The following is a 16,133-nucleotide window of genomic DNA, read 5'->3' as shown; positions in this document are numbered from 1 at the left end:
ATGTCGAAGTTCTTTATTGATCGGCCGATCTTCGCCTGGGTAATCGCCTTGGTGATCATGCTGGTCGGCGGTTTGTCCATTCTCAAGCTGCCCATCAACCAGTACCCCGCTATTGCGCCACCGGCCATCGCCATTGCGGTCAACTACCCAGGTGCTTCTGCGCAAACCGTGCAGGACACCGTGGTGCAGGTGATCGAGCAGCAGATGAACGGCATCGACAACCTGCGCTACATCTCTTCGGAGAGTAACTCTGACGGCAGCATGACCATCACGGTGACCTTCAACCAAGGCACCAACCCGGACATCGCCCAGGTACAGGTACAGAACAAGCTCAACCTGGCCACGCCCTTGCTGCCTCAGGAAGTCCAGCAGCAGGGCCTGCGGGTCACCAAGGCGGTGAAGAACTTCCTGTTGGTGATCGGCCTGGTGTCCACTGACGGCGCCATGACCAAGGACGACCTGGCCAACTATATTGTGTCCAACCTGCAGGACCCTATCTCCCGAACCTCGGGCGTGGGTGACTTCCAGGTGTTCGGTGCTCAGTACGCCATGCGTATCTGGCTCGACCCGGCAAAACTGAACAACTTCCAGCTCACCCCGCTGGACGTCAGGTCGGCCATCGAAGCCCAGAACGTGCAGGTTTCGTCCGGCCAGTTGGGTGGCTTGCCCGCCCTGCCAGGTACTCAGCTCAACGCAACGATCATCGGCAAGACCCGCCTGCAGACCGCTGAACAGTTCGGCGACATCCTGCTCAAGGTCAACACCGACGGTTCCCAGGTCCGCCTGCGTGACGTGGCGGACATCGGCCTGGGTGGCGAGAACTACAGCATCAACGCCCAGTACAACGGCAAGGCCGCGTCGGGCATGGCGATCAAGCTGGCAACCGGTGCCAACGCCCTGGATACAGCCAAGGCCATCCGCGCGACCATCGACAACCTCAAGCCCTTCTTCCCACAGGGCGTTGAAGCCGTGTTCCCGTACGATACCACCCCCGTGGTGACCGAATCGATCTCGGGTGTGGTGCACACCTTGATCGAAGCGATTGTGCTGGTGTTCCTGGTGATGTACTTGTTCCTGCAGAACTTCCGCGCCACGGTGATCACCACCATGACCGTACCGGTGGTATTGCTGGGGACGTTCGGCATCCTGGCTGCCTTTGGCTTCACCATCAACACACTGACCATGTTCGGGATGATCCTGGCCATCGGGCTGCTGGTGGACGATGCCATCGTGGTGGTGGAAAACGTCGAGCGGGTAATGGGCGAGGAACACATTTCGCCCAAGGAAGCCACGCGCAAGTCCATGGGGCAGATCCAGGGCGCGCTGGTGGGTATTGCGCTGGTGCTGTCAGCTGTATTGCTGCCCATGGCCTTCTTCGGCGGCTCCACGGGTGTGATCTACAAGCAGTTCTCTATCACCATCGTGTCAGCCATGGCGCTGTCGGTGTTCGTAGCGCTGGTGTTCACCCCTGCCCTGTGCGCCACGTTGCTCAAGGCGTCGGACGTGGAAACCCATGGCCAGCCCAAGCGCGGTTTCTTCGGCTGGTTCAACCGCACGTTCGACCGCGGCGTGAACCGCTACGAGCGTGGCGTTGGCCACATGATTCGCCACCGCATACCGGCGTTTCTGGTGTACCTGGTGATCGTAGGCATCATGGCCTGGATGTTTACCCGCATTCCTGCAGCGTTCCTGCCTGAAGAAGACCAGGGTGTGATCTTCACCCAGGTACAGACGCCGCCCAATACCTCGGCTGAAAATACCCAGAAGGTACTGGACCGGGCCCGCGAATACCTGCTGGATGCGGACAACGGCGAAGGCAAGGCGGTGAAATCCGTGTTCACGGTCAGCGGCTTCAACTTTGCCGGCCGTGGCCAAAGCTCAGGCCTGGCGTTCGTGATGCTCAAGCCTTGGGAAGACCGTGATTCGAGCATGAGCGTGTTCGAGGTGGCCAAGCGTGCACAGCAGCACTTCTTCGGGTTCAGCGACGCCATGACCTTCGCGGTGGTACCACCTTCGGTACTGGAGCTGGGTAACGCCACCGGCTTTGACTTCTACTTGCAGGATCAGGGCGGCGTAGGCCATGCCAAATTGATGGAGGCTCGCAACCAGTTCCTGGGAATGGCGGCGCAAAGCAAGATCATCACCGGCGTGCGCCCTAACGGCCTGAGTGACGAACCGCAGTATCAGTTGCTGATCGATGACGAGCGTGCCCGCGCGCTGGGTGTGAGCCTGTCGGACATCAACAGCACCCTGTCGATTGCCTTAGGTGGCAGCTACGTGAACGACTTCATCGACCGTGGTCGTGTGAAGAAAGTGTACGTGCAGGGTGATGCCAGCGGCCGTATGCGCCCTGAAGACCTGGAAAAATGGTACGTGCGCAACACCGATGGGAAAATGGTGCCCTTCTCCGCGTTCGCCAGTGGCGAGTGGGGCTTCGGTTCACCCAAGCTGTCGCGCTATAACGGTGTAGCGGCGGAAGAAATACTGGGTACGCCTGCGCCGGGCTACAGTACGGGCCAGGCCATGGATGAAGTAGAGAAAATCGCCAAGCAGCTTCCGGCGGGCATTGGTTACAGCTTCACCGGCCTGTCCTTTGAAGAGCGCTTGTCCGGGTCCCAGGCACCTGCGTTGTACGCCCTGTCCCTGCTGGTCGTATTCCTCTGCCTGGCTGCGTTGTATGAGAGTTGGTCCATCCCCATCGCGGTTATCCTTGTGGTACCGCTGGGTGTGATCGGTGCGCTGATCGCCACCAGCCTGCGCGGCCTCTCCAACGATGTGTTCTTCCAGGTGGGGCTGCTGGTAACGGTGGGCCTGGCCGCGAAGAACGCCATCCTGATCGTGGAGTTCGCCAAAGAGCTGCACGAGCAAGGCAAGAGCCTGCTGGATGCCGCCGTGGAAGCCTGTCGCATGCGCCTGCGCCCCATCATCATGACGTCCATGGCGTTCATTCTGGGCGTGGTGCCCCTGGCGATTTCCAGCGGTGCCGGCTCAGGCAGCCAGCACGCCATCGGTACGGGTGTGATCGGCGGCATGATCACAGCGACCGTTCTGGCGATTTTCTGGGTACCCATGTTCTTTGTTGCCGTATCTTCTCTCTTCCAGGGTCGCAAGAAACACACCGACTCGAAACCTGATGAGGCTCACGAATGAGCAAGTCACTGATATCCCTTGCGGTGGCCGCCGTTGTGCTCAGCGGCTGCTCGCTGATCCCTGACTACCAGCGCCCCGCTGCCCCTGTGGCCGAGCAATACCCACAGGGCCCGGCGTACGCACCGGTGGACCCTGCCAAGCAGGCCGCTGCCGAGCAAGGCTGGCGCGAGTTCTACCGGGACCCGGCCCTGCAACAGCTGATCCAGGCCTCCTTGCAGAACAACCGCGACCTGCGCGTAGCTGCGCTTAACGTGGATGCCTATGCAGCGCAGTTCCGCATTCAGCGGGCAGACCTGTTCCCGGCGGTTTCGGCAGACGCCGCCGGCACGCGCCAGCGTAACCCAGCGGACCTGTCCACCACCGGCCGTTCGGGCATTTCCAGTACCTACGCGGCATCGCTGGGTATTTCGGCGTATGAGCTGGACCTGTTCGGGCGCATTCGCAGCCTCAGCCAGCAAGCGCTGGAAAGCTACTTTGCAACCGAAGAGGCCCGTCGCTCTACCCAGATAAGCCTGGTGGCCAGCGTGGCCAATGCCTACCTCACCTGGCAGGCGGACCAAGAGCTATACCAGCTGACCCAGGACACGTTGAAAACCTACGAAGAAAGCCTGCGGCTGACCAGCCGTAGTGCCGAAGTGGGTGTGTCTTCGGCGTTGGACCTGAGCCAGGCACGCACCGCCGTTGAAGGTGCTCGAGCCAACCTGGCCCGCTATCAGCGCCAAGTGGCCCAGGACCTGAACAACCTGACGGTGCTGGTTGGTGGCCCATTGCCGACGGGCTTGCAGCCTCAGCGCCTGGACAGCGACCTGCTGACCGAAGTGCCCGCAGGCCTGCCTTCGGACCTGCTCACCCGTCGCCCGGACATCCTGCAGGCCGAACACAACCTGTTGGCCGCCAATGCCAACATCGGCGCCGCCCGGGCTGCGTTCTTCCCCAGCATCACGTTGACGGCCAGCGCCGGCACGGCCAGTTCGGACCTGGACGGGCTGTTCAAGGGCGGTTCTGGCCGTTGGGTGTTCAGCCCTTCGATCAGCTTGCCGATCTTCAATGCGGGCGCACTGCGAGCCAGCCTGGATTACTCGAAAATCCAGAAGGACATCAATGTCGCCAACTACGAGAAAGCCATTCAAACGGCTTTCCAGGAAGTGTCGGACGGCCTTACCGCGCGCAAAACCTACACCGACCAGCTACAAGCCCAGCGGGACCTGGTGAAGTCCAGCGAGGACTACTACCGGCTGGCGGACCGCCGCTACCGTATCGGCGTGGACAGCCACCTGACACTGCTGGACGCGCAGCGTGAGCTGTTCAGCGCACAACAGTCGCTAATCACTGACCGCCTGGCCCAGCTCACCGCCGAAGTGAACCTCTACAGGGCACTAGGGGGCGGCTGGTACGAGCGCAGTGACCAGGCCGGCAGCACGCCGGTACAAAAGCCCAAGGGCTGAAGCAACAATGCCGCTTCCTGAGCCAAGGCAGCGGCATTGCCCCCCTCCTCCTCTATCTCCTTCCCCCCAGGCAACTTCCGGTCCGTCATGGGCTGTCATAAACGCCTCCCGCACTCATAGCAACGCGCCCACACCCGACGGCATTCGGCGTTTAAACAAAAGTCGTAGTGCTTTCACGGAATTTCTACTTACAATGATCTGACGTCGTAAGACCACGCGTTCGAAAGTAACCGAACAGTGAGTGTTCGCCTATCGCCCACAAGGTGTGGTGGCGGATTGACCCAAGGGATGGGACATTTGCACCATCCGCTGTGTGAAGCAGCCTTCATATAGGCCGCTTGAAAAAACCAATAATAATAGGCAGGCCATCATGCAGACCATCAGCACGCCGTTACGCTAAACCGCATTCCATGCTTGATAACCGCAATGACCCTTGAAGTGCCCTTGCAAAGGACACCTCAGCGTTACGGTGGCCCGCTATCGCCATTGATCAGCAGAGAACACAACAATAATGAAAGCCATTCCTGTGAGCTTCACCCGTAAAAAGCGTGTTGGCCTAGCCCTGCTCGGCCTGGCTGTTTCCGCCGCTGCAGTGCCTGTGGTAGCGGCTGAATCGGGGTTTGTTGAAGACGCCAAAGCGACACTCAACTTCCGCAACTTCTATTTCAACCGCAACTATGTAAACAATGGCGGCTCCATCGCTGTACCAGGCCCCACCAAGCATGGTGAAGCAGAGGAATGGACCCAGGCGTTCATTCTGGACGCCAAGTCAGGCTTTACCCAGGGTGCCGTCGGCTTTGGTGTGGACGTACTGGGTATCTTCGCGGTGAAACTCGATGGCGGCCGTGGCACCTACGGCACCCAGTTGCTCCCGACCCATGACGGCAACAAGCCTGCGGACGACTTTGGGCGCCTGGGGGTTGCGGGCAAGATGAAAATCTCCAAGACCGAGCTGAAAGTGGGCGAATGGATGCCGGTGCTGCCCATCCTGCGCTCCGATGACGGCCGCTCGCTTCCGCAAACCTTCCAAGGCGCTCAGATCACCTCCAAGGACATCGACAACACCACCCTGTATGGCGGCTCGTTCAACCGTAACAGCCAGCGCAACGATGCCAGCATGGAGCGTATGTCCCTGAATAACGCCGGGAGCACCGTGCGTGGCAAACCTACGATCAGTGGCGATGCGTTCAACTTTGTAGGTGCCGAGTACACCTTCAACGACAAACGTACGCTGGTGGGTGCCTGGTATGACCAACTCGAAGACGTGTACAACCAGAAGTACTTCCAGTTGCTGCATTCCCAGCCCATTGCAGACGGCATTACTGCAGGCGCCAACCTGGGCTACTTCATTGGCGAGTCTGACGGCGCTGGCCGGGCCGACAACCTGGCCGGTGTGAAAGACCAGCAGAACCGCACTATGTCAGGCCTGTTCTCCTTGAAAGTAGGCTTCAACACCTTCTACGTAGGCTTGCAGAAAGTCACCGGCAATGCGGGTTGGCAGCGGGTGGCCGGTACCAGTGGCGGCACCCTGGCAAACGACAGCTACGGTTCGAGCTATGAGGCCAAAGGTGAGAAGTCCTGGCAGGTACGCCATGACTATGACTTCGCCGGGTTTGGCGTCCCTGGCTTGACCCTGATGAACCGCTTTATCGAAGGTAGCAACGTGCATACTGGCGCGAGCATTACTGACGGTGAAGAACGCGGGCGTGAGACCGAGGTGGCGTACACCCTCCAGAGCGGCATGTTCAAATCGCTCAGTGTGCGGTGGCGTAACTCTACCCTGCGCCGTAACTACGGCAGCACCAACAGCTTCGATGAGAACCGCCTGATCTTCAACTACCCCCTCAGCCTGCTGTAACAAGCTGCCTGGCGCCTACGCAGGCTTAACTTGCGCAGGCGCCAGCATCCGCTTCAGGTCGCAGGCCGCTGCTCCTTGGACTCTACCCCCAATTCATCCCACACCGACTCGGCCAGGTGAAAGGTGGCGTTGGCCGCAGGAATGCCACAATAAATGGCGCTCTGCATGATCACTTCCTTGAGCTCTTCCCGCGTAACGCCATTGTTGGCCGCCGCACGCAAATGAAGCTTCAATTCCTCGCTGCGGTTCATGCCGATCAACATGGCAATGGTGATCAGGCTGCGGGTATGGCGTGGCAGGCCAGGGCGGGTCCAGATGTCGCCCCAGGCATGCCGGGTAATCATTTCCTGAAACTCGCCGTTAAACCCGTTGACGTTCTTCAGGCTGCGGTCCACATGGGCGTCGCCCAGTACCTCACGCCGTACCTTCATGCCTTCTTCGTAGCGTTGCTGTTCATCCACAATCAAGCACCCTTTTTCAAGCAAGCAAAAAGTCCAGCACGCGCTGGCTGAACGGCGTGCCGATTTCGACATTGGACAGGTGGGCAGCCGGGAACACCTGGTGCTCAGCCCCCTTCACCTGTTGCTGGATAAAGTCACCGCCTGCTGGCGGCGTTACAGCGTCCTCGCTACCCGAGATAACCAACAGGGGCACGGCAATACGGGCCACCTGCTCGCGGAAATCGGCATCGCGCACGGCGGCACAGTTGGCGGCATAGCCCTCCGGGGACGTGGCGGCGAGCATGTCGGTAATACGCTTGACCTGCGCAGGCTCGCGCTCGGCAAAGCCTGGGGTGAACCAGCGGCCGATGGAAGCATCCCGCAACCCTGCCATGGCAGCTTCACGGTCACGCAGCACGGTTTCGATGCGGCTGTTCCACACGTCATCCGTGGCGATCTTCGCCGCTGTGTTGCAGATCACCAGCTTGTGCAGGCGGTCGCTGGCGTTGATACCCAGCCATTGGCCGATAAGCCCGCCCATGGACAGGCCACAGAACGACACGCGGTCACAGTGCAAGGCATCCAGCAGGGCTAGCACGTCTTGGCCCAGCTGCTCGATGGTATAGGGCCCTACGGTGACCAGCGACCTGCCATGCCCACGGGTGTCGTAACGGAGCACCCGAAAATGCTCGGCAAATACAGGCACCTGGCTGTCCCACATCCCCAGGTCGGTGCCCAGGGAATTGGACAGCACCAGCACCGGAGCACCCTCGGGGCCCTCCAATTGATAATTGAGTTCGCCGTCGGCGAGTTTGACCTGTGCCACCTAAGCCTCCTGTTATTCAGCGGTACGTGTATGCTCGGCGACCGCGCGGGCCACCCAGCGCTCGGCTTGGCCTAGGTAATAGGCCGGGTCCAGCAGGCGGTCCAGCTCCGTTGGCGACAACTCGGCGGTGACCTGGGGCTCATCGCCCAGCACGTCACGCAAGTGCCGACCCTCAGCCACAGCGCGCTTGCAGCAACGCTCCACCAGATGGTGGGCGGTTTCACGCCCCAGCCGCTGCGACAGCTCAATGCTCACGGCTTCGGCCATCACCAGGCCCTGGGTCAACTGCAGGTTGTGGCCCATACGCTCGGCGTCTACCTCAAAGCCCCCGGCAAACCCGATGGCCTGCTCCAGCGCACCGCTGACCAGGCAACACAGTTCCGGTAGGGTGTCCCATTCGGCATGCCACAAGCCCAAGCTGCGCTCGTGCTCCTGGGGCATGGCACTGAGCAGCGTGGAGACCAGCCCCGGCGCACGGGTCGCCGTGGCAATCAACACGGCAGCCCCGACCGGGTTGCGTTTGTGGGGCATGGTGGATGAGCCCCCTTTGCCCGGCGCGGAAGGCTCGAACACTTCACCGGCTTCGGTCTGCATCAGCAGGCTGATGTCACGGCCCATCTTGCCCAGCGTGCCGGCCAGCAGCCCCAGCACGGTACCAAACTCCACAAGGCGATCGCGGTGGGTATGCCACGGTTGCTCGGGCAAGCCCAGTTTCAGCTCATCGGCCAGGGCTTCGGCCACCGGCCAGGCGTGTTCGCCCAACGCCGCCAAGGTGCCAGACGCGCCACCGAACTGCAGCACCAGCAGGCGCGGCTTGAGTTCCAGCAAACGCTGGCGGTGGCGGTCAAGGGCGCCCAGCCACCCGGCGAGTTTCATGCCCAGGGTTACCGGGGTGGCGTGTTGCAGCCAGGTACGGCCTGGCATGGGTGTGGTGCGGTAACGCTGTGCCTGCTCGGCCAGGCCGTTTGTCAGCGCTAGAAGCTTGCGGTCGAATAGCTTGATCGCATCCCGGAGTTGTAGCACCAGCCCGGTGTCCATCACGTCCTGGCTAGTGGCGCCCAAGTGCACATAACGCTCGGCGTCCGGCGCCTGTGCCGCCACGCGTTTACCCAGCATTTTCACCAGGGGAATGGCCGAGTTGCCGCCCCCGCCAATGGCCAGGGCTAACGCATCCAGGTCATACAGGCCAGCATGGCACGCAGCCTCGATTTCAGGGGGAGCCGAGGCAGGAATCAACCCAGTGCGTGCCTGGGCCCGCGCCAATGCGGCTTCGAACGCCAGCATCCCCTGTACCCGCCCCTCGTTGGAAAAGATCCGGCGCATGCCCTCAAGGGTGAAGTACGCATCGAACAGGTCGTTGGTGGGGCGTGGGCTCATGGTGTCCTCGTTCATCGACGCACGCCCCTCAGGCGCGTGCGCCGGGCTGGGTCAATGGTCGTGGTGCAGGTAGGCCGCCTGTTTGGGCAACCGGAAGCTGAACAGGAACGCAATCACCAGCATGGCAGTGACGTACCAGTAGAAGCTGTTTTCATTGCCACCGCTTTTCAAGCTCAGGGCCACGAACTCTGCCGAACCGCCGAAGATGGCGTTGGCGACGGCGTAGGACAATCCCACCCCCAGTGCGCGTACCTGAGGCGGGAACATCTCGGCTTTTACCAGCCCGCTGATAGAGGTGTAGAAACTGATGATGGCCATGGCCAGCACGATCAGTACAAAGGCCATGTAGGGGCTACTGACGGTTTTAAGGGCCAGCAGAATAGGCACGGTACAGAGCGCACCCAGCCCACCGAACAGCAGCATGGAATTGCGCCGCCCGATACGGTCGCTCAAGGCACCGAACAGCGGCTGCATGCACATGTACACGAACAGCGCGGCCGTCATCACGATGCTGGCCGTTTCCTTGGGCATGCCCGAGGTGTTGACCAGGAATTTCTGCATGTAAGTGGTAAAGGTGTAGAAGATCAGCGAACCGCCAGCGGTGTAGCCCAGTACGGTAACGAACGCCAGCCAGTGGTGCTTGAACAGGCCCTTCAGGCTGCCGGCATCCTTGGCATTACGGGTTTCTGCCGTACTGGTTTCTTCAAGTGAGCGACGCAGCAACAGGGAAATCACGGCCGTAATGGCGCCAATCACGAATGGGATACGCCAGCCCCAGGCGGTCAGCTCGGCGCTGCTGTACATCTGTTGCAGCACCACAACCACCAAGGACGCCAGCAATTGCCCGCCAATCAACGTGACGTACTGGAACGAGGCGAAGAAACCGCGCTGGCCACGCAGCGCAATTTCGCTCATATAGGTCGCGGTAGTGCCGTACTCGCCGCCCACCGACAGGCCCTGCAGCAAGCGGGCTAACAGCAGCAGCACAGGCGCGGCCACGCCAATGGTCGCATAGGTCGGCAGGCAGGCAATCATCAACGAGCCTGCACACATCACCAGCACGGCAATCATCATCGAAAGCCGCCGGCCATAACGGTCAGCGATACGGCCGAACAGCCACCCCCCGATAGGGCGCATCAGAAAACCTGCTGCGAACACCCCGGCGCTGTAAAGCAGTTGCACGGTGCGGTCTTCGGACGGGAAAAAAGACGGGGCGAAATACAGACTGAAAAACGCATACACATAAAAGTCGAACCATTCGACGAGGTTGCCGGAGGAGGCACCAACGATGGCGAATATCCGCTTGCGCCGCTCTTCGCCTGTGTAAGGCGTATCAGGAGTGGTGGTCATCTATTGTTCTCATTAGGGGGATACGGAAGCGCTACCGTAACACCCCCTCTCTCAGCAATCACTCGAAACACACCAGGCCTTGTGCGGAAGGCCCTATATATGCTCAGGAAACAACGCAAGAAGCAGGGTCATACCCGTTCCAGGGCCAAAGCCACGCCCTGCCCTACGCCCACACACATGGTGGCCAAGGCCCTTTTACCACCACTGCGCTGAAGGTGATGCACGGCCGTCAAGACCAGGCGCGCGCCACTCATGCCCAGGGGATGCCCCAAGGCAATACCGCCGCCATTGGGGTTCACGTGGGGAGCATCATCGGCCACACCAAGGTCGCGCAACACGGCCAGGCCCTGTGACGCGAAGGCCTCGTTGAGTTCGATCAGGTCGAAATCTTCCACCGTCAGCCCAAGGCGCCCGATGAGCTTGCGCACCGCCGGAACGGGACCAATGCCCATCACACGTGGGGCAACGCCTGCGCTGGCCACGCCCAGTACACGGGCCCGAGGCGTGAGGCCATGTTTTTCTACCGCCTCGGCCGAGGCCAGGATCAGCGCCGCAGCACCGTCGTTCACACCTGAGGCGTTACCGGCTGTCACGGTCTTGTCCGGGCCGTTGACCGGTTTGAGGCGGGCCAAGGCCTCAAGGGTAGTATCAGGGCGCGGGTGTTCGTCGGTGTCGACGACTGTTTCGCCCTTCTTGCCAGGGATATGTACAGGCACGATTTCTTCGGCGTAGAAGCCCGATGCCTGCGCTGCCGCACTGCGTTGCTGGCTGCGCAGGGCAAAGGCATCCTGGTCTTCACGAGACACCTGATAGTCATCAGCCACGTTGTCAGCGGTTTGGGGCATGGCGTCGACGCCATACTGCGCCTTCATGGCCGGGTTCACGAAACGCCAGCCAATGGTGGTGTCTTCGATCTTCATGTTGCGCGACCAAGCTGTGTCAGCCTTGCCCATCACAAAGGGTGCGCGGGACATGGACTCTACGCCACCGGCAATGGCCAGGTCGATTTCGCCCGCGGCAATGGCGCGGAAGGCGCTGCCTACCGCGTCCAGCCCCGAGGCACACAGGCGGTTGAGGGTGATACCGGGGACGGTAGGCGGCAGGCCGGCCAGCAGCAAGGCCATGCGTGCCACATTGCGGTTGTCTTCACCGGCCTGGTTGGCACAGCCCATGAACACTTCGTCCACCGCGCTCCAATCAACCTGCGGGTTGCGCGTCATCAAAGCCTTAATGGGGATCGCCGCCAGGTCGTCAGCACGAACACCCGCCAAGGCACCGCCCATGCGGCCGATAGGCGTACGAATGGCGTCGCAAATGAATACATCGCGCATCAGGCTTCTCCAGGGGCTTGGCCATGGGCGGCGGCCGTACGGGCTTCCAGGTCGCGCAGGGCCGTCAGTTCGGCTTCTGTGGGTTCACCGGTGGTAGCGACGTTGTCGGCGAACCGGATAGCCCACCCTGTTGCCGCCGTGATCTGCTCGCGGGTGACGCCCGGGTGAATCGAGGTGACCACGAACTCATGGCTGCCCGCTTCGGGCTCCATGATGCACAGGTCGGTAATGATGCCCACCGGCCCTGCCCCTGGTAGCCCAAGGCGCTTGCGCGAATCGCCGCCTTCGCCGTGGCCTACAGAGGTGATGAAGTCCAGCTTTTCTACAAAGCTGCGGTGGGACTGCTTGAGAATGATCAGCACGCTCTTGGCAGAACCGGCGATTTCAGGCGCTCCCCCAGCCCCTGGCAGGCGCACCTTGGGCGTGTGGTAATCGCCTACCACCGTGGTGTTGATGTTACCGAAACGGTCGACCTGTGCAGCCCCCAGGAAGCCGACGTCGATGCGGCCGCCCTGCAGCCAGTAACGGAAGATTTCGCCTGTTGGCACTACGGTGTCAGCGGTTTCCGCCAGCTCGCCATCGCCGATAGACAGGGGCAGTACCGTGGGTTTGGCGCCAATGGGGCCGGACTCATAGATCAGCACCACATCAGGGGACGAGGTCAACCGAGCCAGGTTCGCAGCCTTGGACGGCAAGCCGATGCCCACAAAGCAGACCGAACCGTTTTTCAGGCGGCGGGCCGCTGCCACAGTCATCATTTCGGACGTGGAGTAAGTCATCAGGCGTGCTCTCCGGCTTGGCTGAGTTTGGCGCGGTATTCTTCGAAGTCGCGCGTGCCGCGCACGTACTCATCGATCCAGGCCGTAAAGGTGTCACGGCCCCGTGCGATAGGGTCCCAGGCTTGGTAGAAGCGGTTGTCACGCTCGGTATACCCGTGGGCATAGGAGGGATGCGAGCCCCCTGGCACCAAGCAGACGGCACTCAAGGCCCAGGTCGGCAACACGCAGGCATTCATCGGGGCCTGCAGGTCATCCACAATTTCCTCAACGGTGACGATGCAGCGCTTGGCCGCCAGGGCGGCTTCCTTCTGTACCCCTAGAATGCCCCACAGCAACACATTGCCCTTACGGTCGGCCTTTTGAGCATGGATCACGGTCACATCCGGGCGTACCGAGGGCACCGCAGCCAGCACTTCGCCCGTAAAGGGGCAGGTCACTGTCTTGATCAGCGGGTTGACCTTGGGCAAGTCGGAGCCTGCGTAGGCGCGCAGTACCGCAAAAGGCAGCCCAGAGGCGCCGGCTACGTAGGCGTTGGCCAGGTCAGCGTGGCTGTGCTCTTCGATCTCGATCGCCCGGGGCCACTGCTTTTCCACAGCGTCGCGCAGGCGGTGCAGAGAGCCGACGCCGGGGTTGCCACCCCAGGAGAAGATCAGTTTACGCGCGCACCCTGCACCGATCAGCTGGTCATAAATCAGGTCTGGGGTCATGCGCACCAAGGTCAGGTCTTTCTTTGCCTGACGGATGATCTCGTGACCGGCGGCCGTAGGAATAAGGTGAGTAAACCCTTCAAGGGCGACGGTATCGCCATCGTTCACGAATTGCTTCACAGCCTCGTGGAGTGAGAGAAGCTCAGCCATGTCGCGAGGACTCCTTTTTGTTTGAGGGGCTGGCCATTGGCAGTCCCTGTGCATACGTGCAGAGCAGGTTACGATTCGCCACTGCACCGTACAATCCGATTATCGAGTATGCGTTCGGTGATCGAACGCTACTGCTAGCTGTTACGTGGCATCAGCATGGCTCACGCGGCCCTTTATATAGACCGCTGCCGTGGCCAGCACCGCAGGTACCAACAGCGCCGTGAGCACTTGAGTGAACGTCCAGCCGGCGCCCAGCAGCGCTGCGCCACTGGAAGCACCCAAGATGGCGCCGAATCGACCGATGCCTAGCATCCAGGACACGCCCGTGGCGCGGGCCTGCGTGGGGTAATAACGCGCCGCCAGCGAAGGCATCGCGGACTGGGCACCGTTCACGCACATGCCGGCTACCAGTACCAGGGTCGCCAGCAGTACGAAATTGCCCAGGCTCTGGCCCACCGCATACGCAAACACGCCGGCCAGGCAATAAAAGGTGGCAATCACCTTGTGCGGGTTGAAGCGATCCATGGCCCAGCCGACGGCAACCGCACTGAGTACGCCGCCAAACTGGAACAATCCGCCGATAAACGCGGCCTGCTCCATGCTCGCACCAGTGTCTCGAATAAGGGTGGGCAGCCAACTGGTCAACAGGTACACGATCACCAAGCCCATGAAGTAGGTCAGCCACAGCAACAGAGTGCCGGCTTTATAGGTGCCGGAGAACATGACGGCAAACACGGTGCGGGCATTTACCGTCGTCAGCTCAGGCACACTGAAGGTGCTTGCCTGGGCGACTACGGTAGGGCTGATAGGCGCCAGCACCTGGCGAACGCGGTCCATGCCACGGTTACGCACGATGAGGAAACGTGCGGATTCCGGCAGCCAGATCATCAGCACCACCAGCAATACCAGAGGCAACACGCCGCCCAGCAGGAGCAGGCTATGCCAGCCGTACGCCGGAATGAGTTTGGCAGAGATAAAGCCACCTCCGGCCATGCCCAGGTTGAAGCCACAGAACATGCTGGTCACCAGCAGGGACTTGAGGCGTTCGGGGGTGTATTCGGACAGCAACGTAGTGGCGTTGGGCATGCCCGCCCCCAAGCCGATACCGGTAAGCAGGCGCAGGATCATGAGTTGATCGATGTTAGTGCTGTAGGCCGACGCCAGGCTGAAGACGCCAAATACGGCCACCGCTGCCACCAGCACTACCTTGCGGCCAAAGCGGTCAGCCAGTGGCCCAGAACCCAGGGCACCGAATACCATCCCGACCAGTGCCGCGCTCATGACTGGCCCCAGGCTACCCTTGGGCAAGCCCCAATCCTGAGACAAGGCAGGAGCGATGAACCCCATGGCGGCCGTGTCCAGGCCATCGAGAAACACGATCAGAAAACACAGCAGGACAACCCGCCATTGGAAGCGGGACAACGGTTGGCTATTGATAAACGACTGAACGTCGAGGCAATGGCCTGGAGCAGCGTGAGGACGGTTCATTATTTTTATTCCACCGAAGGCACCCGCCGAACGCTTCGGCGAGTGAGGCGACATTAAGAGGCGCCTCCGCGTACCGTCAATTCGGCAAAGGGCAATCAGTGCGTTTATCGAACAGAGCTTGTCAGCTGAACAGTTGAGTACTCAGGTCCCGGCTGGCAGCCAGCATGATCGGCAGAAAACGCTGTTCCAACTCGCCTCGGCCTACACGTCCGGCATGGGTGCTGACATTCAACGCTGCCAATACCTGGCCGGACGCGTCGTACACCGGTACGGCAATGGAGCGCAGGCCTTGCTCCAGCTCCTGGTCGACAATGCACCAGCCCTGCTGTCGCACCTGTTCCAGGCACGCTTTGAGTTGGTCCCGGCTGGTGAGGGTTTTGCGGGTCTTAGGTTGCAACTCCACATGGCTCAGGTAATCACCCAGAGTGGCATCGTCCAGCGCCGACAGCAGAATCCGCCCCATGGAAGTGCAATACGCCGGCAACCGGCCACCTACCGAAAGGTCGACCGAGATCAACCGCTGGGTAGTCGCACTGCGTGCGATATAAAGAATGTCATCGCCCTCAAGGGTGGCCATGTTACAGGCCTCATGAAGTTGCTCGCTCATGCGATCCAGGTAAGGCTGCGCCGACACGGCCAGGGGCGTTGAGGACAAGTAGGCATGCCCTAACGTAAGCACCTTGGGCAACAACGAATAGGTCCGCCCATCAGTGGTGGCGTACCCCAGTTTGATCAAGGTATGCAGGCACCGGCGCACAGCTGCCCGAGGAATTTCAGTGCGGTGGCTGATCTGGGCAATGGTGAGGTGGCGCTTGCGCTCCTGAAAGGCCTGGACCACGGCCAGCCCTCTGGCCAGAGACGTCATAAAGTCAGGGTCTCCGGCGAACGCCTGTATACGTTTGGCCGGTGACGCCACGATAGGCGGCGCGAGCGAACTGAACGCAGTGCGAAGTTGATCGTTCACGGTAGGTTCTCCTGGCCAGAATGTGCCGTAGCATGCAGGTCGATTATCGAACGGCTGGCCGATTACCGCAATTGGCCAGCCCGCCGCTTCCCTTCCCTACAACGCAACGCACCTTGAGGAAGGCTCGGCGACCAGCCGTTTGTTTTATTGCCACGGGGTTGGCCAATGGCAAACGTAAAAATAAAAACATGAATGGCATTAAACCTTTTTGTGCATATAAGGATCCAAACAAGTGCGATACACCTGCGCTTTGCTATATTTGGAAACC

The 16,133-nt window shown here is 60.9% G+C and carries 12 protein-coding genes; 3 read left to right on the top strand and 9 right to left on the bottom strand.

Annotated elements, in window-relative coordinates:
* From ACSAMW_RS18980 to ACSAMW_RS18970, 3 genes are all read left to right on the top strand, one after another.
* On the top strand, nucleotides 1-3,150 hold the full coding sequence (locus tag ACSAMW_RS18980) for an efflux RND transporter permease subunit (protein WP_500591600.1): 3,150 nt from the start codon (nucleotides 1-3) through the stop codon (nucleotides 3,148-3,150).
* Nucleotides 3,147-4,595 (top strand): AdeC/AdeK/OprM family multidrug efflux complex outer membrane factor, encoded by a 1,449-nt coding sequence (gene adeC / locus ACSAMW_RS18975; protein ID WP_500591599.1) that lies wholly within the window; start codon nucleotides 3,147-3,149, stop codon nucleotides 4,593-4,595. The genes ACSAMW_RS18980 and adeC overlap by 4 nt, the downstream gene beginning before the upstream one ends.
* A 511-nt stretch (nucleotides 4,596-5,106) precedes the next feature.
* The gene (locus ACSAMW_RS18970) at nucleotides 5,107-6,453 is read left to right on the top strand and encodes an OprD family porin (protein WP_500591598.1); all 1,347 of its coding nucleotides are present in this window, start codon (nucleotides 5,107-5,109) and stop codon (nucleotides 6,451-6,453) included.
* Nucleotides 6,454-6,506: 53 nt separating this feature from the next.
* Here ACSAMW_RS18970 and pcaC read toward each other — a convergent pair whose 3' ends face one another.
* From pcaC to pcaR, 9 genes are all read right to left on the bottom strand, one after another.
* Nucleotides 6,507-6,914, bottom strand: a complete 408-nt coding sequence (gene pcaC / locus ACSAMW_RS18965) for a 4-carboxymuconolactone decarboxylase (RefSeq protein WP_500591597.1) — start codon at nucleotides 6,912-6,914, stop codon at nucleotides 6,507-6,509.
* Between the two features lie 16 nt (nucleotides 6,915-6,930).
* Nucleotides 6,931-7,719, bottom strand: a complete 789-nt coding sequence (gene pcaD / locus ACSAMW_RS18960; RefSeq protein ID WP_500591596.1) for a 3-oxoadipate enol-lactonase — start codon at nucleotides 7,717-7,719, stop codon at nucleotides 6,931-6,933.
* A gap of 12 nt (nucleotides 7,720-7,731) precedes the next feature.
* A complete protein-coding gene (locus ACSAMW_RS18955; RefSeq protein WP_500591595.1) occupies nucleotides 7,732-9,096 on the bottom strand; it encodes a 3-carboxy-cis,cis-muconate cycloisomerase in 1,365 nt (454 codons plus the stop codon).
* A gap of 51 nt (nucleotides 9,097-9,147) precedes the next feature.
* Nucleotides 9,148-10,446, bottom strand: a complete 1,299-nt coding sequence (locus ACSAMW_RS18950) for an MFS family transporter (RefSeq protein ID WP_500591594.1) — start codon at nucleotides 10,444-10,446, stop codon at nucleotides 9,148-9,150.
* Between the two features lie 128 nt (nucleotides 10,447-10,574).
* Nucleotides 10,575-11,780: a 3-oxoadipyl-CoA thiolase gene (gene pcaF / locus ACSAMW_RS18945; RefSeq protein WP_500594077.1), complete on the bottom strand. Its 1,206-nt coding sequence runs from the start codon at nucleotides 11,778-11,780 to the stop codon at nucleotides 10,575-10,577.
* Complete coding sequence (locus ACSAMW_RS18940) at nucleotides 11,777-12,559, bottom strand: CoA-transferase subunit beta (protein WP_178088879.1); 783 nt, start codon at nucleotides 12,557-12,559, stop codon at nucleotides 11,777-11,779. Before ACSAMW_RS18940 ends, pcaF begins: the two co-directional genes overlap by 4 nt.
* The gene (locus tag ACSAMW_RS18935; RefSeq protein ID WP_500591593.1) at nucleotides 12,556-13,413 is read right to left on the bottom strand and encodes a CoA transferase subunit A; all 858 of its coding nucleotides are present in this window, start codon (nucleotides 13,411-13,413) and stop codon (nucleotides 12,556-12,558) included. Before ACSAMW_RS18935 ends, ACSAMW_RS18940 begins: the two co-directional genes overlap by 4 nt.
* Before the next feature lie 141 nt (nucleotides 13,414-13,554).
* The gene (pcaK, locus tag ACSAMW_RS18930; RefSeq protein WP_500591592.1) at nucleotides 13,555-14,901 is read right to left on the bottom strand and encodes a 4-hydroxybenzoate transporter PcaK; all 1,347 of its coding nucleotides are present in this window, start codon (nucleotides 14,899-14,901) and stop codon (nucleotides 13,555-13,557) included.
* 121 nt (nucleotides 14,902-15,022) lie between these two features.
* Nucleotides 15,023-15,865: a pca regulon transcriptional regulator PcaR gene (pcaR, locus tag ACSAMW_RS18925; protein WP_500591591.1), complete on the bottom strand. Its 843-nt coding sequence runs from the start codon at nucleotides 15,863-15,865 to the stop codon at nucleotides 15,023-15,025.
* Nucleotides 15,866-16,133 lie beyond the last annotated feature (268 nt).

The organism is Pseudomonas sp. AB39(2026) (genome assembly GCF_059831485.1).
Note: the sequence above shows the minus strand (reverse complement) of the source record. Positions and strands in the feature narration are given on the sequence as shown.